Source organism: Lentzea kristufekii, assembly GCF_033949925.1.
Classification (GTDB): Bacteria; Actinomycetota; Actinomycetes; order Mycobacteriales; family Pseudonocardiaceae; genus Lentzea; species Lentzea kristufekii.
Map to the genome: position 1 here is coordinate 210,369 of NZ_JAXAVV010000013.1, position 18,550 is coordinate 228,918.

Consider the following 18,550-nt stretch of genomic DNA (forward strand, 5'->3'; position numbering starts at 1 on the left):
GGCCTGTCACGCGGCCTCGGCGACGACCTGCTGGTACGCCGTCCAAGCCAGAGCCACGGCCCGCAGGGTGTTCGACACGGCGTGGACGTTGGAGAAGTCCATGTAGAACGAGCTGCGCAGGAACAGGGAGTCGTTCATGACCACGACTCCGACCGTCGCGTAGGGCTGGACCGCCCGCAACGCCTCGGCCAGGTGGTCCGTGTCGATCTGCACGAAGACCTGGAAGTAGATGTCGTTGATTCCGTTGTCGGCCAGCAACTGGACCGGCGCGCCACCCTCGACGGAGACTGTGACCTTCCAAAGCGCGGCCGGACCTTCGATGCGTTCGAGCTCGACCACGTCATTGTTGTGCCGCATGATGTAATCGAGTCCGGACCTGTCGAGTCCGGCGGGGAAATCGCTGACCACGTCCAGTCCTCCACTTTCGTTGACGCTGGCGGTTGCGTACAACGGGGTAGTTCGCAGGCCTGTTCGCGGCTGTTACGGGTCGGTGGTTTTTGTCCAGTAGGCGCGGAATTCCCTGTCAGTTCCGTCGTTAGTGGTCAGTTAGCTCTTCACGCTTCAGGACGTCCTCGGTGCGAAGGATCGTGAACTCGCGGTCCTTCGCCTTGAGCACCTTGAGGAAGCCGGGGCTCGTCTCGAACACGTAGACCTCCTCGACGTTGTTGATCTTTTCCTTGGGCACCCACGGTGTGCTGACGACGGCGGCCACCGCGAGCGCGGAACCGGCCAGCAGCCAGGCGAACCACTTGAGCAGCCAGCGCGCGTTGCGAATGGCCAGCACCATGGCCGCACCGATCGCGACGGCACCGGCGGAGATCCACCAACGGTGGTACGTCAGCGTGTGGGACACCATCAGCGCGATGAGCACGATCAGCGTGAGAAGTGCCGTCGTGCTCGCGCGTTCCGGATCCGTGCGGGTCCGGAGGTAGAAGAAGAACGTCGCCGGGGTGACGATCATCAGCAGCACCGTGCTGATGCGGTCGTCGGCCATGAACGTGCCGAGGAACAGACCAGGCGCGTCGTCCAGTTCCAGCGTGTGGAGCAGGGCGAACGCGGTGTGCCAGTCGTAGTGGGACACCGCGAGGAGCCTGAGCAGAACGAACAGGACGGCGGCGCCGGTCAGAGCTGATCCGGTGTGCTTTGAACTCACGCGCAGAACTATGACGTATCCCGGGTCACAGCCCTCCCGACGTGCGCGGCTACCCTGTTCGCACATCCCGTACCTGTTTTCGAGGAGTCACACCGTCGTGTCCGAGCGCACCCTGGTTCTCGTTAAGCCCGATGGCGTTGCCCGTGGTCTCGTTGGCGAGGTGATCGCCCGCATCGAGCGCAAGGGCCTCAAGCTCGCCGCTCTGGAGCTGCGCACCGCCGACCGCGCCACCGCCGAGCAGCACTACGCGGAGCACGACGGCAAGTCGTTCTACAACGACCTCGTCGACTTCATCACCGGTGGGCCGCTGGTCGCTCTCGTCGTTGAGGGTGTTCGGGCGGTGCCCGCGTTCCGTCAGCTCGCCGGTGGGACCGACCCCGTCGAAAAGGCCACGCCTGGCACGATCCGCGGGGACTTCGGGACCGAGGTCCAGTTCAACCTGGTGCACGGGTCCGACTCGGTCGAGTCGGCTGAGCGCGAGATCAAGATCTGGTTCCCGAACCTCTGATCGCTTGGGACTTCCTGGGGCTCCGCCCCAGACCCCGCCAATCTGATCCAAAGCCGGGGTCTACGCCACGAGTGGGTAGATGGCACGCCTGTTGCTTTGGGCGGAGGCGCGTTGCGTAGTTGGCTTGCGTTGGTGGGGTGGCTTCGTCACGAGCCGTACCAAGAGCGGGCCACATGCAAGAAGGGGTGTCAACTCGACGAAAAGCGTGTCGAGTTGACACCCCTTCTTGCATGCAGCGAGTGCTGTGGCACGACTCGTGACGAAGCCACCCCACCCTGACCGTTTGGTAAGTACGGCTCGCCTTCGGCATCGCGTGGGTGGTGCTTGTGTGTGGGGTCAGGTTCTTCTGGGGCTGCTGCCCAGGCCGCCTGGCTTGTCGCCGTTCAGGGTGGTGCCCTCCGGGTAGCCGAGCGGTAGGTACATCCACACGTCGTCCCAGCGTTCGGTGCCTACGGCGATTGCGTTCGGCATGCGGCCGCACTCTTGGAAGCCCAGGCTCTCGTACAGCTCGATTGCGCCGTGGTTGTTGCCTCGTACGCCGAGCATGACGATTTCAATGCCCTGTTCGCGGGCGTTCGTGATGAGGCCCTCCACCACCCGCTTGCCCAGGCCCAGGCCGCGGGCCGAGGGGTGGGCCATGATCTGCTGGACTTCGGCCCGGTGCTGGAAGACGGCGGTCGAGCCGCGGCGCCAGAGGCCCACTGCTCGCACCACGCCGTCCACTGTGGCGGCGGTGAAGGCGGCGTCGCCGTCGCGGACCTGTTTGAGGACGGTGTCCAGCCACGTCGAGATGCGGTCGTAGGTCGGGGGCTCGTGGTAGCCGACTGCGCCGCCTGCCGCCACCACGTCGTGCACGACTGCGTGGATCTCGGCGCGGAGGTCGTCGTCGGCTTCCGAGAGCCAGAGCAGGTTCGTCGTGGGCATGGGGCGATCGTAATTGCGTCGAGAATTGTCAGACCTGTTCGTTAACGTCGGGTCTTGTGGACAACCTTGTTGAGGCCAAGGCTCTGACCAAGCACTTCGGGTCGTTCGAGGCCGTGCGCGGCATCGACGTCGAGGTGCGGCGGGGGGAGGCGTTCGGGTTCCTCGGGCCCAACGGGGCCGGGAAGTCGTCGACCATGCGGATGATCTCGTGCGTGTCGGGGCGGACCGGTGGCGAGCTGAAGGTTCTCGGCATGGATCCGGGGACCGAGGGGCCCAAGATCCGGGCCCGGCTCGGGGTGGTGCCGCAGCTCGACAACCTGGACACCGAGCTGACGGTCCGGCAGAACCTGCAGACCTACGGGCGGTACTTCGGGATGTCTCGGCAGAAGTGCCGGGAGAAGGCCGAGGAGCTGCTGGAGTTCGCGCAGCTCGTGGATCGGGCCGACCACGAGGTCGAGCCGCTCAGCGGAGGCATGAAGCGGCGGCTCACCATCGCCCGGTCCCTGGTGAACGACCCGGAGTTGCTCCTGCTCGACGAGCCGACCACCGGGTTGGACCCGCAGGCGCGGCATCTGTTGTGGGACAGGCTGTTCCGGCTCAAGCAGGACGGCGTCACGCTCATCATCACCACCCACTACATGGACGAGGCCGAGCAGCTGTGCGACCGGCTCGTGGTGATGGACGGCGGGCGGATCGCGGCCGAGGGGTCGCCCAGTGAGCTGATCAGCCGGTACTCCACTCGGGAGGTGCTGGAGCTGCGGTTCCAGCCCGGCGCGCAGAAGCCCGACCTGGAGAGGTTCGCCGAGCGGGTCGAGGTGTTGCCGGACCGGTTGCTGCTCTACACGCAGGACGGGGAGGCGACCCTCCAGAGAGTCCACGAGCAAGGGGTTCAGCCGGTGCAGAGCCTGGTGCGGCGCAGTTCGCTGGAGGACGTGTTCCTGCGGCTCACCGGCCGGACGTTGGTGGACTGATGCAGACGCTGAGGGCTTCCTGGTTCGGCTTCGAGAAGCACTGGACGTGGTACCGGCGCAACTGGCGGGCCACGGTCGTGTCGAGCTTCCTGACGCCCGTGTTGTTCCTGCTGGCGCTCGGGCTCGGGTTCGGGTCGCAGGTGCAGTCGACGGCGCTGATCGGCGGGGTGCCGTACCTGCAGTACCTCGCACCCGCGCTGGTCGTCGTCACGGCGTTGCAGGGTGCGACGTTCGAGTCGACCTACGCGATCATGTCGGCGTTCCTGTGGCAGAAGACGTACGTCGGGATGGTGGCCACGCCGATCACACCGGCGCAGGTGCTCTACGGGCAGATGTTGTGGATCGGCTCGCAGATGTTCGTGCGGTCCGCTGTGTTCGTGGGCATCGCGGTCGTGCTCGGTGCGGCGGCGGGGCCCGGCATCCTCGTGGCGATCCCGGTCGCGACGGTGGCGGCGCTGGCGTTCAGCGCGCCGTTGGTCGCGTACAGCGCGACGTTGGACAAGCCGGACGGGTTCACGACCATCTTCCGGTTCGTGATGATGCCGATGACGCTGTTCACCGGCGCGTTCTTCCCGGTCAGCCAGCTGCCGGACTGGTTGTTGCCGGTGGTGTGGCTGACGCCCGCGTGGCACGGCATCGAGCTCACCCGCGGCGCGGCGTTCGGCACTGTCGACCTCTTACCGGCGTTGGGGCACTTCGCGTACCTCGTGGCGCTGACGGCCGCCGGCATCGCGCTCGGCGTGAAGTACTTCCACCGGAGGCTGGCGGTATGACGCAGACCCTCGATCGCGAGAAGGCCGTGCCCGCCAGCGTGGGGCTGTTGTGGCGCGTGATTCCGCCGGGGTTGTACGGCGGCAAGGCGAGCATGCTCGTCGAACGCGCTGCGGTCGTGAACCGGCGCGCGTGGTTCGTGCTGGTCGGCGGGGCGTTCGAGCCCGTCCTGTTCCTGTGGTCGCTCGGGCTCGGGTTCGGGCAGATGGTGTCGGCGGTGGCCGGGCCGGACGGACGGCCCATCAGCTACGCGGCGTTCGTGGCGCCCGCGCTGCTGGCGGCGAGCGCGATGAACGGGGCCGTGTACGACGCGACGTTCAACGTGTTCTTCAAGTTCAAGTACGTGAAGCTGTACGACGCGATGCTCACGACGCCGATGGGGCCGATGGACATCGCGATCGGCGAGATCGCCTGGGCGCTGATCAGAGGCGGGCTGTACTCGGCCGGGTTCCTCGCGGTCATGCTCGGGATGGGGCTGATCTTCTCGCCGTGGGCGCTGCTCGCCTTGCCGGCGGCGCTGCTGGTCGCGTTCGCGTTCGCGGCGGTCGGCATGGCGGCGACGACGTTCATGAGGTCGTGGCAGGACTTCGACCTCGTGCAGCTCGCGGTGCTGCCGCTGTTCCTGTTCTCGACGACGTTCTACCCGCTGTCGGTCTACCCGGGCTGGTTGCAGGTGGTGGTGACGTGGACGCCGCTCTACCACGCCATCGAGCTGATGAGGGGCCTCACGCTGGGCGTTGTCGGCTGGGGCATGCTCGGCCACGTCGCGTACTTCGCGGTCCTCGCGGCCGTGGGAACGGTCGTGGCGGCACGGCGATTGGGGAAGTTGTTGCTGGACTGAACCGCGATTCGGCCGGTGCCTGCGGGGGCCGTTACTCTGGTCGTGTGAGTGTCGAGTCTGTTTTCCCCAGGTTGGAGCCTCTGCTGCCGCGGATCTCCAAGCCGGTGCAGTACGTCGGCGGGGAGCTCAACGCGACCGTCAAGGACTGGGACGAGGCGTCCGTGCGCTGGGCGTTGATGTATCCCGACGCCTACGAGGTCGGCCTGCCCAACCAGGGCGTCATGATCCTCTACGAGATCCTCAACGAGCTGCCGGACGTGCTCGCCGAGCGCACGTACGCCGTGTGGCCGGACCTCGAGGCGCTCATGCGCGAGCACGACGTCCCGCAGTTCACGGTCGACGGGCACCGCCCGCTGAAGGCGTTCGACCTGATGGGCATCAGCTTCGCAACGGAGCTGGGCTACACGAACATGCTGACGGCGCTGGACCTCGCCGGCATCCCGCTGCACGCGGCGGACCGCACCGAGGCCGACCCGATCGTGGTCGCCGGTGGGCACGCGGCGTTCAACCCGGAGCCGATCGCGGACTTCGTGGACGCGGCGGTGCTGGGCGACGGCGAAGAGGCCGTCCTCGAGATCACCGAGATCGTGAAGAACTGGAAGGCCGAAGGCTCTCCCGGTGGCCGCGACGAGGTGCTGACGAGGCTCGCCGAGACCGGCGGCGTGTACATTCCGCGCTTCTACGACGTGGAGTACCTGCCGGACGGCCGCATCCAGCGCGTCGTGCCGAACCGCGACCGGGTCCCGTACCGCGTCTTCAAGCGCACCACGATGGACCTCGACGCGTGGCCGTACCCGAAGCAGCCGCTGGTGCCGCTCGCCGAGAGCGTCCACGAGCGGATGAGCGTCGAGATCTTCCGCGGCTGCACGCGCGGCTGCCGCTTCTGCCAGGCGGGCATGATCACCCGCCCTGTGCGCGAGCGGTCCATCGAGGGCATCGGCGCCATGGTCCAGAAGGGCCTGGAGGCGACCGGCTTCGAAGAGGTCGGCCTGCTGTCGCTGTCCAGTGCGGACCACAGCGAGATCGCCGAGATCACCAAGGGCCTCGCGGACCGCTACGAGGGCACGAACACGGGTCTGAGCCTGCCGAGCACCCGCGTCGACGCGTTCAACATCGATCTCGCGAACGAGTTGTCCCGCAACGGAAGGCGCTCGGGCCTGACCTTCGCGCCCGAGGGCGGCAGCGAGCGGATGCGCCGCGTCATCAACAAGATGGTGTCCGAAGAGGACCTCATCCGCACGGTGTCGGCCGCGTTCTCCAACGGCTGGCGGCAGGTGAAGCTCTACTTCATGTGCGGCCTGCCCACCGAGGAGGACGAGGACGTCCTGCAGATCGCGGAGATGGCGAAGAACGTCATCCGCGCCGGCCGGCAGGCGAGCGGCCGCAACGACGTCCGCTGCACCATCTCGATCGGCGGGTTCGTGCCCAAGCCGCACACGCCGTTCCAGTGGGCCCCGCAGTGCGACCCGGACGTGGTCGACGACCGCCTGCGCAAGCTGCGCGAAGCCGTCAACAGCGACCGCAGCCTCGGCCGCAATATCGGCATGCGCTACCACGACGGCAAGCCGAGTCTCATCGAAGGCCTGCTCAGCCGGGGTGACCGGCGCATCGGCAAGGTCATCGAGGCCGTGTGGCGCGACGGTGGCCGGTTCGACGGCTGGAGCGAGCACTTCTCCTACGACCGCTGGACCACCATGGCCGCGCGGGAGCTGGAGCCGCTCGGCGTGAACCTCGCCTGGTACACCACCCGCGAGCGCGAGGAGCTGGAGGTCCTGCCCTGGGACCACCTCGACTCGGGCCTCGACAAGGAATGGCTCTGGGCCGACTGGCAGGACGCGCTCGACGAGCGCGAGCAGGACGACTGCCGCTGGACCCCGTGCTTCGACTGCGGTGTCTGCCCGGCGATGGGCACGGACATCGAGGTCGGTCCCACGGGCCGCAAGCTGCTGCCGATCTCCCCGGTCGGCGTCGGCTCGCCGGTGAAGAACCCCACGCTCACGCCTTGAGCGACGCTGACGTCGTCGATCAGGTGCTCGGCCTCGTCCGGTCCCACGAGGACTGGACGAAGGCCGGCCTGGCCGGCGCCGTGCAGGACCTGGACCTGGGTGGCGTCACGTCGAGCGTCGACGAGGTCGAGGGCACGATCGTCCGGGAGCTCACGTTCGAGCTGTGGGAGCTGGACCTCGACGACGAGGAACACCGCGACTACGAGCAGCTGGAAGCGCTGGCCCGACCGCGGATGGACGCGTTGCGCGAGTTGTTCGAGCACCGTGCGGAGGGCTGGCGGCCGGGCGCGATCTCCGTCGCCGAACTCGACGAGTGGTACCCGTACGGCTACGTCGCGGGCTGGCACACCGCGGCACGGTCGGTGCAGATCGGGTGCGCGGTCCATGACAACGGGTTGCCGCTGATGGTCCAGCTCAGGGCCTACGACGTCACAGCGTGACGGCTGCCGGCACCCGGTGTCGCTGAAGTCCCCGTCGTCCAGCACGAGGACCGGACCACCACCCGAGCCGTCGCGCAGGCAGTCGGCTACTTCGTGACGGCGGCGCGCGCGTCCACGAGTCCGTGGCCGTAGAACGAGTTGTACTCCGAGTACCCGGTGCAGAACGCGTCCTGCACACCCGTCCCGTTCAGGTCGTAGTCGGCGGGGCAGGCCAGTGTCTGCGCCTGCGCGTTCAGCTTCCGCCCCAGCGACACCGCGTCCGTCTCGGGATGCACCGAGGCGATCAGCGCCGCCACCCCGGCCGCGTGCGGCGTCGCCATCGACGTGCCGCACGAGTAGTCGTAGCCGGACGGCACGGTCGACAGCACGCACCCGTTCGGCGTGCGCGAGTCGCCACCCGGCGCCGTCACGTCGATCGCACCCAGCCCGTACGAGCTGTACCCGGCCTTGGTCTTGGTCGAATCGACCGCGGACACCGCCACGACGTTCTTGAGCTGCGCCGGGAGCACCACGCACGTCGAGTCGACCGGCCGCGTCTGTGCGTCGCCGTTCGTCGGCGACATCGAGTCGCGCCCCGGCCTGGACAGGTCGGCGGCGGCGTTCCCGGCGGCGGCGACCGTCAGCACGTTGCGCGAGGTCGCGTAATCGACGGCGCGGCGGACGGCCTCGTAGACGACGCGCTGACCGGGCTCGCTCTGGCACGTGAACAGGTACGGGTCGATGAAGTAGCTGTTGTTGGTGATCGTCATCTGCTGCGCGGCGGCCCACATGAAGCCGCACACCGCGTACTCGGGGTAGATGAAGCCCTCGTCGTCCACGACCTTCACGGACGCGATGCGCACGCCCGGCGCGACGCCCGTGGTGCCGCGGCCGTCGTCCGCGGCGGCGATGGTGCCGGCGACGTGCGTGCCGTGCGGGGAGGTCGTCGGGGTCCACGCGGAAGGTGCCGTGTCGGGCTTGCCGGTCAGACACCCCGCGGACAGTTCGGGCGCCAGTGCGGCGGCCAGATCGGGATGGCGGGCGTCGATGCCCGAGTCCAGCACGCCCACGACGACGGACTTGGAGCCCGTGGTGATCTCGTGCGCGGCCGGGGCGTTGATGAGATTCATGTCCCACTGCTCGGCCGAGCGCACGCCCGAGGGCCGGAACAGCTCGGTGTCGTCCTTCTTGCGCTTCACCGACCGCTTGGCGATGCCCTCGGCCTGGGCGCTGTAGGCCCGCTGCGGGCCGATCCGGTCGAGGAAACGGGGGTCCGGTGAGGTGGCCACCGCGACCGAGATCTGCGGGTAGTAGACGGTGGTCAGGCCACACGCCTCGGTGATCTCGGAATTCGCCGTCTCGGCGGGTGTGGCCTGCGGAAAGACCACGAGGTAGCGCAGCAGCGGACCGGGCTGGATGCACGACGGCGCGGCGGGCGCCGGGTCTGGTTCCGCGCCCGCGGGCAACGACGCCGCCAAGCACCCGGCCACGAGCAACGCGGTCATCGCCGCCGCTCGTGCGCGGTGGGGCAGAGGCACCAGGGACCTCCAGGTCGGCAGGGCGTCCAGTCAGCCGGACCGTAACCACGCGCAACGATCTAGACAAGCTGAACGTTCTGAATCAGGTTCACGGTACCGTCCTCATGGACGAACAGCCTGCGCCGATGGGACCGCTCACCCGTCGGAACACCACTCGGGAGCACCGCTGAGCCGCAACCTGCCGAACAACCCCTCCGCTGCCGCGGTGCAGAAACTGCGCCTGCGCTACACCAAGCGGGGGAGGTTGCGTTTCACTTCGCACCGCGACATCGCTCGCACGTTCGAACGTGCGCTGCGCAGGGCAGGCGTACCCATGGCCTACTCCCAGGGGTTCAGCCCTCACCCGAAGGTGTCGTGGGTCGGCGCCGCGCCGACCGGCGTGGCCAGCGAGGCCGAGTACGTCGAGGTCTCGGTGGTCGAGGCGGTCGACCCGGTGGCGCTCAAGGCCGCGCTCGACGAGGCGTTGCCGCCCGGCATCGACGTCGTCGACATCGTCCAGGCGCGCGGTGGCAACCTCACCGAGCGCATCGACGCCAGCGAGTGGAGGATCGAGCTCGACGGGGTCGAGCCCGATGAGCTGGCGAAGGCGGTGAGCGTCTTCCTCGCGGCCGAGTCCGTGGAGGTCGAGCGGCTCACCAAGAACGGCACGAAGATGCTCGACGTGCGGCCCGCCGTCGTGTCGGCGCTGGTCGAACCACGTTCGAGCGACGCCGGACACGATGACACCGCTTTGTCACGACCGTGTGGGATACTCATGACGGTTGTACGGCAGGTAACGCCTACCGTGCGACCCGACGACGTGCTGAATGCGCTTCGCGTCGTGGCCGATCTCGTGCCGCCGGTACCTGCGAAAGCAACCCGGATGGCGCAGGGACGCCTCGACGGTGAGGGCAGGCTGGTGGACCCGCTCCAACAGGACAGAGAGTCCTGACGAGCGCAGACGGTGTCTGATTGGTCCGGCCCCCGCCCGCGAAGCACACAGGAGGAGCGGCGCTGACAGCGGCGTCGTCGTGGGACCTGCGCAAGCGTGCGTCCAGTGAGGCGCCACGCCGCTGCGCGCGAGGCAAGGATTCCCGCCGCGAGCAGCGGCGGAGAGAGACCAAGAGAGGCCCCTGCGCGGCCGCGTCCTCACGGGACGCGCCCGGGGGTGGAGGAGCTGCATGTCGAACAAGGAACAGCCCGCCGGTGGCACCGGCGGGCAGGGTGTGGTTGCCGCACGCCCTGAACTGGCGAACCTGCCTGACAAGTTGCGGGTTCACGCACTGGCGAAACTGCTGGACGTCAGCAGCAAGGACGTGATGACGGCGCTGGCGGACCTCGGTGAGGTCCCCAAGAGCGCGCAGTCGAGCGTCAGCCGCGACGTCGCGCTGAAGGTCGCCGAGACACTCGTCGACTGGGACGACGTGGTCACCGGTGAGGTCACCGAGGACTACGAGGCCCCCGCGATCCCGGCGTTCGAGGCACCGGCGCTCGCGCCGATCTTCGCCGCGCCGAGCGCGGTCTTCCTGCCGCCGACGCCGATCGAGCGCCCGAAGGCGCCGCCGTCGCCGTTCGTGGTCGAGGAGGAGCCGGTCGTCGAGGAGAAGTCCGTCGGCGAGATCGCCGCGGACGAGCTCGACGCCGCCGAGGCCGCCGAGGCGGAGACCGACGCCGAGGTCGACGGTGACGACGAGGCGGACAGCCGCCGTCGCCGCCGCCGTGGCCGCCGGGGTCGTGGCCGCGGCAAGGGCACGGACGCCGAGGGCGGCGAGGAGACCGACGAGGCTCCGGCCGAGGACGCCTCCGACACCGCCGAGAGCGACGACGCCGCCGAGGCCGAGGACGAGGGCGACGAGAGCTCGACCCGCCGTCGCCGCCGTCGCCGTCGCCGCAAGACCGGCGCGGAAGACGACGTGACGTCCGAGGACGACCCGCCGAACACGGTCGTGCACGTCCGCGAGACGCGTGACGCGCGCGACGACAAGGCCGACTCCGAGGCCGCGCAGAGCGAGGTGCGCAGCATCCGCGGCTCCACGCGCCTGGAGGCCAAGCGCCAGCGCCGCCGCGACGGTCGCGAGGCCGGCCGCCGGCGTGCCCCGGTCCTGACCGAGGCCGAGTTCCTGGCCCGCCGCGAGGCTGTGGCCCGCACGATGGTCGTCCGCGAGCGCGGCGACCGCACCCAGATCGGCGTGCTGGAAGACGGCGTGCTGGTCGAGCACTTCGTCACGTCGTCGGGCAGCGGCTCGATCGTGGGCAACGTCTACCTCGGCCGCGTGCAGAACGTGCTGCCGAGCATGGAAGCCGCGTTCATCGACATCGGCCGCGGCCGCAACGCCGTGCTCTACGCCGGTGAGGTCGACTGGGACGCCGCCGGTCTCGAGGGCAAGTCCCGCAAGATCGAACAAGCGCTGAGCAGCGGCGACTCCGTGCTCGTCCAGGTCACCAAGGACCCGGTCGGCCACAAGGGCGCCCGCCTCACCACGCAGATCAGCCTCCCCGGCCGCTTCCTGGTGTACGTGCCGGGCGGCGGTGCCACGGGCATCAGCCGCAAGCTGCCGGACAACGAGCGCAAGCGCCTCAAGGACATCCTCAAGCGCGTCGTCCCCGAGGACGCCGGCGTGATCATCCGCACCGCCTCGGAGGGCATCTCCGAGGAGGAGCTCGGCCGCGACGTCACGCGTCTGCAGGCCCAGTGGAAGGTCATCAAGGAGAAGTCCGAGAGCACCTCCACCAAGGCGCCGACGCTGCTCTACGAAGAGCCGGACCTGCTGGTGAAGGTCGTTCGCGACCTGTTCACCGAGGACTTCGCCCAGCTCGTCGTCCAGGGCGACGAGGCGTGGGAGGTCATCGACTCCTACGTCCGCCACGTGGCGCCGGACCTGCAGGACCGCCTGAAGAAGCACGTCGGCAACAACGACGCGTTCGTCGAGTACCGCATCGACGAGCAGCTGATGAAGGCGCTGGACCGCAAGGTCTGGCTGCCGTCGGGTGGTTACCTGATCATCGACCGCACCGAGGCGATGACGGTCATCGACGTCAACACCGGCAAGTTCACCGGGTCGGGCGGCAACCTCGAAGAGACCGTCACGCGCAACAACCTGGAGTCGGCGGAGGAGATCGTCCGCCAGCTCCGGCTGCGCGACATCGGCGGCATCATCGTCATCGACTTCATCGACATGGTCCTGGAGTCGAACCGCGACCTGGTCCTGCGCCGCCTGACCGAGTGCCTCGGCCGCGACCGCACGCGTCACCAGGTCGCCGAGGTCACCTCGCTGGGTCTCGTCCAGATGACCCGCAAGCGGGTCGGCACGGGCCTGCTCGAGGCGTTCAGCCAGACGTGTGAGCACTGCCGCGGCCGCGGCGTCGTCGTGTCCACCGAGCCCGTGCACTCGCACGGTGGTGGCAACGGTGGCGGCCAGCAGCAGCCGCAGCAGAGCGGTGGCCGCAAGTCGCGCCGCAACAAGGGCGGCGGCGAGCAGGCGGCCGAGACGACCGAGGTCGTCGAGGCAGCCGTCGAGGCGCCGGCCGAGCCCGAGGTCGTCGAGGTCTTCGAGCCCGGCGAGCCGGAGGACACCTCCGAGGACGTGGTCGCCGCCGACCAGGAGCACGAGGCCCACGGCCGTCGTCGCCGCCGTCGGCGTGGCCGAGACAAGGAGCCGCAGGCCGTGGTCGACGCGGTCGTGGTCGAGGAGCAGGAGCTCAACGGTCACGTGCCGCACGAGGTCGCCGAGGACCCGGCGCCCGTCGAGCTCAAGCCCGTGGTCACCGAGCCCGAGGTCACCGAGCCCGAGGTCACCGAGCCCGAGGTGATCGAGGAGACGGCCGAGGAGCTCGTCGAGCCCGTCGCCGAGCAGCCCGTCGCCACCGGGCGCATCGGTGCCCAGCGGCCCGCCGAGTCCGAGCAGCCCGTCGCGACGGGTCGCATCGGAGCTCAGCAGCCCGTGGTGACCGGCCGCATCGGTGCCCAGCGGCCCCTTCCGGCCGCCGAGCCCGAGCAGGAGCCCACCGAGGCCCCGCAGCCGGTCTCCGCACCCGAGCCCGTCGCCGCGGCCCCTGTGGCCGCGGTGGAGCCCCCTGCGGCTCGTCCGCGGCGTCGCGCGGCCAAGCGCGCCGCCGGTGCCCCGGCGGCCGAGGTGCCCGCTCCGATCGTCGTCGAGGTGCCCAAGCAGCCCGAGGTCCAGATGCCCGCACCGGTGGTCACCACCACCCGCAGGCGCCGCGCCGTGTCGCGGCCCGCGGGACCGCCGGTCCAGGAGGACTGACGCGAGGAAGCGAGACCGGGGTCGCCTGCGGGCGGCCCCGGTTTTGCGTTGCGGGACAACGATGTGGGGCACCACACAGGCTGCGGGAACGTGTTCGGGGCACCCCGGTTTGCTCCAGGAGTACCCACTCCCGTAACCTTGTGGACGGCCCGCCATCCGACGGGTCCTGTCGTGTGCCTCCTCTGGTGCCTAATGGTGGAAACACCGTCCCAGACTGGTTGGCCCACGGCCCGTCACCATCGAGTAGCAGGAGACTTCCGTCCTGATGTACGCGATCGTCAAGACCGGCGGCAAGCAGTACAAGGTCGCTGTCGGCGACATCGTCGAGGTCGAGAAGCTCGAGGGCGAGCCGGGCACCGAAATCTCCCTCCAGGCGCTGCTCGTGGTCGACGGCACTGACGTCACCGCAGACGCGGCGGCCCTGGCGAAGTTCTCGGTTACCGGCAAGCTGGTCGAGCACACCAAGGGCCCGAAGATTCGCATCCACAAGTTCAAGAACAAGACCGGCTACCACAAGCGACAGGGTCACCGTCAGAAGTTGACCCGTGTCGAGGTCACCGGCATCACCGGTAAGTGAGGACCTGACTTCTCATGGCACACAAAAAGGGTGCATCCAGTTCCCGCAACGGCCGTGACTCCAACCCCCAGTACCTGGGTGTGAAGCGGTTCGGCGGTCAGGTCGTCAAGGCCGGCGAGATCCTGATCCGCCAGCGCGGCACCAAGTTCCACCCCGGCGTCGGCGTCGGCATCGGCAAGGACGACACGCTGTTCGCCCTGCTGCCCGGTGCGGTGGAGTTCGGTTCGAAGCGCGGTCGCAAGACCGTCAACATCGTTCCGGTCGCGGTCTGAGGACCGTTTCCGCAACGTAGTTAGACCTCTGCGAGGGGCGGGCCCGGTCATCCGGCTCGCCCCTCGTTGCTTTGTTCAGACCTTTGAAGGGAAGTAGTTCCGTGGCCCGCTTCGTAGACCGGGTGGTGATCCACGCTGCCGCCGGCAACGGGGGCAACGGGTGTGCTTCAGTGCACCGCGAGAAGTTCAAGCCGCTCGGCGGCCCGGACGGCGGCAACGGAGGCAGTGGCGGCAACGTCATCCTCGTCGTCGACTCCCAGGTGCACACCCTGCTGGACTTCCACTTCCGCCCGCACGCCTCCGCCACCAGCGGCAAGGCCGGTGCCGGTGCGAACCGCGACGGCGCGAACGGCGAGGACCTGATCCTGCGCGTCCCGGACGGCACGGTCGTGATGACCGAGTCGGGCGAGATCGTCGCGGACCTCGTCGGCGAGGGCACCCAGCTGATCGCGGCGGCCGGTGGCCGTGGCGGCCTGGGCAACGCCTCGCTCGCGTCCAAGGCCCGCAAGGCGCCTGGTTTCGCGTTGCTCGGTGAGCCGGGCGAGACGCGCGACCTGGTGCTGGAGCTCAAGTCCGTCGCGGACGTCGGCCTGCTCGGCTTCCCGTCCGCGGGCAAGTCGTCGCTGATCTCGGTGCTGTCCGCGGCCAAGCCGAAGATCGCCGACTACCCGTTCACGACCCTGGTCCCGAACCTCGGGGTGATCACCGCGGGCGAGACCGTCTTCACGATGGCGGACGTCCCCGGCCTGATCCCCGGAGCGTCGCAGGGCAAGGGCCTCGGCCTCGACTTCCTGCGCCACATCGAGCGCACCGCCGTGCTCGCGCACGTCGTCGACTGCGCGACGTACGAGCCGGGCCGCGACCCGATCGCGGACATCGACGCGCTGGAGAAGGAACTCTCGGAGTACACGCCGGCACTCGGCGGCAACTTCGAGGACCGTCCGCGCGTGGTGATCCTCAACAAGGTCGACATCCCGGACGCCCAGGACCTCGCCGACATCGTCCGCCCGGAGATCGAGGCCCGTGGCCTGCCGGTCTTCGAGGTGTCGACGGTGTCCCGCCAGGGCCTGCGCGAGCTGACGTTCAAGCTGGCCGAGGTCGTGCGCGAGTACCGCGAGGCCCAGCCGAAGAAGGAATCGACCCGAATCGTGCTGCGGCCGACCGCCGTGGACGACCAGGGCTTCACCGTGACCGAGGACCCCTCGGTCGAGGGTGGCTTCATCGTGAAGGGCGAACGCCCCGAGCGCTGGATCCGCCAGACCGACTTCTCCAACGACGAAGCCGTCGGTTACCTCGCGGACCGCCTCAACAGGCTGGGCGTCGAGGAAAAGCTCGTGAAGATGGGCGCCGTCCCCGGTTGCCAGGTCACCATCGGCGACCTGATCTTCGACTGGGAACCGACCACCCCGGCCGGCATCGCGATGACGATGACCGGACGTGGCACGGACATCCGTCTCGAGCGCAACGACCGCATCGGCGCCCACGAGCGCAAGGCCCTGAAGAAGGCCCGCCGCGCGCCCGGTGAGTACGGCGACGACTTCGACGAGGAGTAAATCCGTGACGGCCCCCGTGGTCTCACAAGCTCGGCAAGCGGTCGCTTCGGCGAACCGCATCGTGGTCAAGGTCGGCTCTTCTTCTTTGACCACAGCGGAAGGTGGCCTCGACCCAGCGCGTCTCGACGCGCTGGTCGACGCCCTCGCCGCCCGTGCCGCAGCGGGCAGCCAGGTGGTGCTCGTGTCGTCGGGTGCGATCGCCGCCGGCCTGGCGCCGTTGAAGCTCTCCCGCCGCCCCCGCGACCTCGCCACCCAGCAGGCCGCGGCGAGCGTCGGCCAGCTCACCTTGGCGCACGCCTACGCGAACTCGTTCGGCCGCTACTCGCTGACGGTCGGCCAGGTGCTGCTGACCGCCGACGACGTGGTGCGCCGCGCCCACTACCGCAACGCCCAGCGCACGTTCTCGCGTTTGCTGGCGTTGGGTGCCGTACCTGTCGTGAACGAGAACGACACCGTTGCCACCGAAGAGATCCGCTTCGGCGACAACGACCGCCTCGCCGCCCTCGTCGCCCACCTCGTGGGTGCCGACGCGCTGTTCCTGTTGTCCGACGTGGACGCCCTGTACTCGGGTGATCCGCGCAAGCCGGGAGCCGTCCGCATCGCCGAGGTGGCGTCAGCGTCCGATGTGGACGGTGTGGAGGCGGGTACCGCCGGCGCGTCCGGCCTCGGCACCGGCGGCATGGCCTCCAAGCTCGCCGCCGCCCGCCTGGCCTCGTCCGCGGGCATCCCGGTGCTGCTCACCAGCGCCACCGAAGCGGGCCGCGCCCTGACCGCCGCCGACGTGGGCACCGCCTTCGCCGCGACGGGTTCGCGCCTCACCGCCCGCCGCTTCTGGCTCGGCTACGCCACCGACGCCAACGGCCGGCTGCACCTCGACGACGGCGCGGTCGCCGCGGTGGTGGGCAGGCGTCGTTCGTTGCTGGCCGCCGGAATCACGGGCGTGGACGGCGACTTCGAGGCAGGCGACGTCGTGGAACTGGTCAGCCTGGCCGGCGAGGTCGTCGCCCGCGGTGTGGCCGGCTACGACTCGGCCGAGCTGCCGTCGTTGATCGGCCGCAAGACCCACGACCTGCCTGAGGAACAGCGCCGCGAGGTCGTGCACGCCGATGATCTGGTGCCGTTGCATCGCTAGTCTCGGGTGCATGGCCCGGATGCACGATGTCGTCATCGACTGCGCTCATCCCGCGTCTCTCGCCAGGTTCTGGGCGCAGGCGCTCGACGACCACGAGATCGCCCCGTACGACGACGCCGAGCTGACGCGGTTGAGCGCCATGGGCATCGACGACCCCGAGGACGACCCGTCGGTGCTGCTCGACGGGTCGCCGCGGTTCTTCTTCAACCGCGTGCCCGAACCCAAGACGGTGAAGAACCGGGTGCACGTCGACCTGTGGTGTGACGACGTCGAGGCCGAGGTGGCGCGGCTCGTCGGTCTCGGCGCCTCGGTGGTGAGCCGCGACGGCGTCTGGTTCGTGCTGGCCGACCCCGAAGGCAACGAGTTCTGCCTCAGCTCAACCGAACACCCTTTGTCTCCGGAAGCGTGAGGATCACGAGGAACGTGATCACCGCGCTGACCGCCACGTACCAGAAGAAGACGGTGCCGCCCACGGCCTGGATGACCAGCGGGGCGGTACCGCCGAACACCGCGACGGTCAGGTTGTACCAAGCCCCGATGCCGAGCCCGCGCAGTTCGGTCGGGAACAGCTCGCTCATGATCGCCGGTGCGATCGACGTGATCGCCGTGTACAGCCCGAGCCCCACGGCGAACACGATCACGAGGTTCACCAGCCCCGGCTTGACCAGTGTCGACAGTGGCACGACCAGCAACGCCATCGCCGCCGACCACACGAGCATCTGCGGTTTGCGGCCGTAGCGGTCGGCCATCCACCCCATCGGGTACTGCAGCGCGATGAACACGACGGTGCCGATCGACAGGGCCAGGAACACGTCGATGTCGTTGGTGCCCTTGGTCTTCACCGCGAACGGCGTCAGCGCGCTGAAGAACGTGTAGAAGCTCAGCGTCGAGAGCAGGGTGATGCCGATGAGCTGCCCGACGGCCTTCGGGTGCTCCTTCACCGTCATCAGCAGCGGGTTGCGCAGGCTCTCGGCCTTGGCCTTGTTCTCCTCGAACTGCTCGGTCTCCTTGAGCTCCCGCCGCAGCCACAGACCGACCAGGCCGAGCACGCCACCGATCAGGAACGGCACGCGCCAGCCGTAGGAGGCCATCGCGGCCTTGTCGAGGTTGCGGGACAGGAAGAACCCGAGCAGCGACGCGATCAGCACCGCCGCGCCGGTCGAGATGTAGAAGAACGACGAGTACCGGCCGCGATGCGTGGCGGGCGCGATCTCCGCCAGGTACGCCGACGCGTTCGACACCTCGCCGCCGAGCGCCATGCCCTGCGCGATGCGGGCGAGCACCAGCAATGCCGGTGACAACCAGCCGACCTGCTCGAACGTCGGCAACAGGCCGATCACGACCGAACCGCCGGACATCAGCACGATCGTGAACAGCATCGCGGTGCGGCGGCCCTTGAGGTCCGCGAACCGGCCGAGCAGATAGCCGCCGAGCGGGCGGAAGAAGAAGGCGAGCGCGAACGTCGCGAAGGTGCTCAGCAGCGCTGCGGTTTCGTTGCCAGAAGGGAAGATCTGCGTCGCGAAGTAGATGCTGAACGCCGTGTAGATCCCCCAGTCGTACCACTCCACCGCGTTGCCGGCGCTAGATGCGACGAGCGTGCGTACGGGCAGTCGATGCGTCTCCGAAGTAACCGCCATAGACGCA

Annotated in this window: 18 protein-coding genes; 13 read left to right on the plus strand and 5 right to left on the minus strand. The window is 68.9% G+C overall.

Going from position 1 to position 18,550, the window contains the following annotated elements:
- Window positions 1–6: 6 nt before the first annotated feature.
- Together SK571_RS26570 and SK571_RS26575 are read right to left on the minus strand one after the other, a co-directional pair.
- Window positions 7–408 (minus strand): hypothetical protein, encoded by a 402-nt coding sequence (locus SK571_RS26570; RefSeq protein WP_319986803.1) that lies wholly within the window; start codon window positions 406–408, stop codon window positions 7–9.
- Between the two features lie 127 nt (window positions 409–535).
- Entirely contained in the window at window positions 536–1,153 is a 618-nt protein-coding gene (locus tag SK571_RS26575; RefSeq protein WP_319986804.1) for a hypothetical protein, read from the minus strand.
- A gap of 97 nt (window positions 1,154–1,250) precedes the next feature.
- Between SK571_RS26575 and ndk the strand changes: the two genes are divergently transcribed.
- Complete coding sequence (ndk, locus tag SK571_RS26580; protein ID WP_319986805.1) at window positions 1,251–1,661, plus strand: nucleoside-diphosphate kinase; 411 nt, start codon at window positions 1,251–1,253, stop codon at window positions 1,659–1,661.
- Between the two features lie 336 nt (window positions 1,662–1,997).
- Here the strand turns inward: ndk and SK571_RS26585 are convergent, their stop codons facing one another.
- A complete protein-coding gene (locus tag SK571_RS26585; protein WP_319986806.1) occupies window positions 1,998–2,585 on the minus strand; it encodes a GNAT family N-acetyltransferase in 588 nt (195 codons plus the stop codon).
- A 56-nt stretch (window positions 2,586–2,641) separates the two neighbouring features.
- Between SK571_RS26585 and SK571_RS26590 the strand changes: the two genes are divergently transcribed.
- Genes SK571_RS26590 through SK571_RS26610 form a run of 5 tightly spaced genes read left to right on the plus strand, consistent with a single transcriptional unit; the run spans window position 2,642 to window position 7,614 of the window.
- Window positions 2,642–3,556, plus strand: a complete 915-nt coding sequence (locus SK571_RS26590) for an ABC transporter ATP-binding protein (RefSeq protein WP_319986807.1) — start codon at window positions 2,642–2,644, stop codon at window positions 3,554–3,556.
- The gene (locus tag SK571_RS26595) at window positions 3,556–4,329 is read left to right on the plus strand and encodes an ABC transporter permease (protein WP_319986808.1); all 774 of its coding nucleotides are present in this window, start codon (window positions 3,556–3,558) and stop codon (window positions 4,327–4,329) included. The genes SK571_RS26590 and SK571_RS26595 overlap by 1 nt, the downstream gene beginning before the upstream one ends.
- Complete coding sequence (locus SK571_RS26600; protein ID WP_319986809.1) at window positions 4,326–5,168, plus strand: ABC transporter permease; 843 nt, start codon at window positions 4,326–4,328, stop codon at window positions 5,166–5,168. Before SK571_RS26595 ends, SK571_RS26600 begins: the two co-directional genes overlap by 4 nt.
- A gap of 44 nt (window positions 5,169–5,212) precedes the next feature.
- Window positions 5,213–7,174 (plus strand): TIGR03960 family B12-binding radical SAM protein, encoded by a 1,962-nt coding sequence (locus SK571_RS26605; RefSeq protein ID WP_319986810.1) that lies wholly within the window; start codon window positions 5,213–5,215, stop codon window positions 7,172–7,174.
- Complete coding sequence (locus SK571_RS26610) at window positions 7,171–7,614, plus strand: hypothetical protein (protein ID WP_319986811.1); 444 nt, start codon at window positions 7,171–7,173, stop codon at window positions 7,612–7,614. The genes SK571_RS26605 and SK571_RS26610 overlap by 4 nt, the downstream gene beginning before the upstream one ends.
- Window positions 7,615–7,700: 86 nt before the next feature.
- On the opposite strand, the gene SK571_RS26615 is transcribed toward SK571_RS26610, so the two are convergent.
- Window positions 7,701–9,131 carry a S8 family peptidase gene (locus tag SK571_RS26615; RefSeq protein ID WP_319986812.1) on the minus strand — a complete coding sequence of 477 codons (1,431 nt, stop codon included), beginning with the start codon at window positions 9,129–9,131 and terminating at the stop codon, window positions 7,701–7,703.
- A gap of 205 nt (window positions 9,132–9,336) precedes the next feature.
- On the opposite strand from SK571_RS26615, the gene SK571_RS26620 reads away from it, so the two are divergent.
- The 7 genes from SK571_RS26620 (at window position 9,337) to SK571_RS26650 (ending at window position 17,315) form a co-directional block, all read left to right on the plus strand.
- Window positions 9,337–10,062, plus strand: coding sequence for a TIGR03936 family radical SAM-associated protein (locus SK571_RS26620; RefSeq protein WP_319986813.1), 726 nt, complete (start codon window positions 9,337–9,339; stop codon window positions 10,060–10,062).
- Between the two features lie 229 nt (window positions 10,063–10,291).
- Complete coding sequence (locus SK571_RS26625) at window positions 10,292–13,372, plus strand: translation initiation factor IF-2 N-terminal domain-containing protein (RefSeq protein ID WP_319986814.1); 3,081 nt, start codon at window positions 10,292–10,294, stop codon at window positions 13,370–13,372.
- A 265-nt stretch (window positions 13,373–13,637) separates the two neighbouring features.
- A complete protein-coding gene (gene rplU / locus SK571_RS26630) occupies window positions 13,638–13,949 on the plus strand; it encodes a 50S ribosomal protein L21 (protein ID WP_030479431.1) in 312 nt (103 codons plus the stop codon).
- A 14-nt stretch (window positions 13,950–13,963) separates the two neighbouring features.
- Window positions 13,964–14,221: a 50S ribosomal protein L27 gene (rpmA, locus tag SK571_RS26635; RefSeq protein ID WP_266037684.1), complete on the plus strand. Its 258-nt coding sequence runs from the start codon at window positions 13,964–13,966 to the stop codon at window positions 14,219–14,221.
- A gap of 101 nt (window positions 14,222–14,322) precedes the next feature.
- Entirely contained in the window at window positions 14,323–15,774 is a 1,452-nt protein-coding gene (obgE, locus tag SK571_RS26640; protein ID WP_266037682.1) for a GTPase ObgE, read from the plus strand.
- A gap of 4 nt (window positions 15,775–15,778) precedes the next feature.
- Window positions 15,779–16,906, plus strand: a complete 1,128-nt coding sequence (gene proB / locus SK571_RS26645; RefSeq protein ID WP_319986815.1) for a glutamate 5-kinase — start codon at window positions 15,779–15,781, stop codon at window positions 16,904–16,906.
- Between the two features lie 10 nt (window positions 16,907–16,916).
- On the plus strand, window positions 16,917–17,315 hold the full coding sequence (locus SK571_RS26650; protein ID WP_266037680.1) for a VOC family protein: 399 nt from the start codon (window positions 16,917–16,919) through the stop codon (window positions 17,313–17,315).
- On the opposite strand, the gene SK571_RS26655 is transcribed toward SK571_RS26650, so the two are convergent.
- Window positions 17,278–18,543 (minus strand): MFS transporter, encoded by a 1,266-nt coding sequence (locus SK571_RS26655; protein WP_319986816.1) that lies wholly within the window; start codon window positions 18,541–18,543, stop codon window positions 17,278–17,280. The two genes, SK571_RS26650 and SK571_RS26655, sit on opposite strands and share 38 nt — an antisense overlap.
- Window positions 18,544–18,550 lie beyond the last annotated feature (7 nt).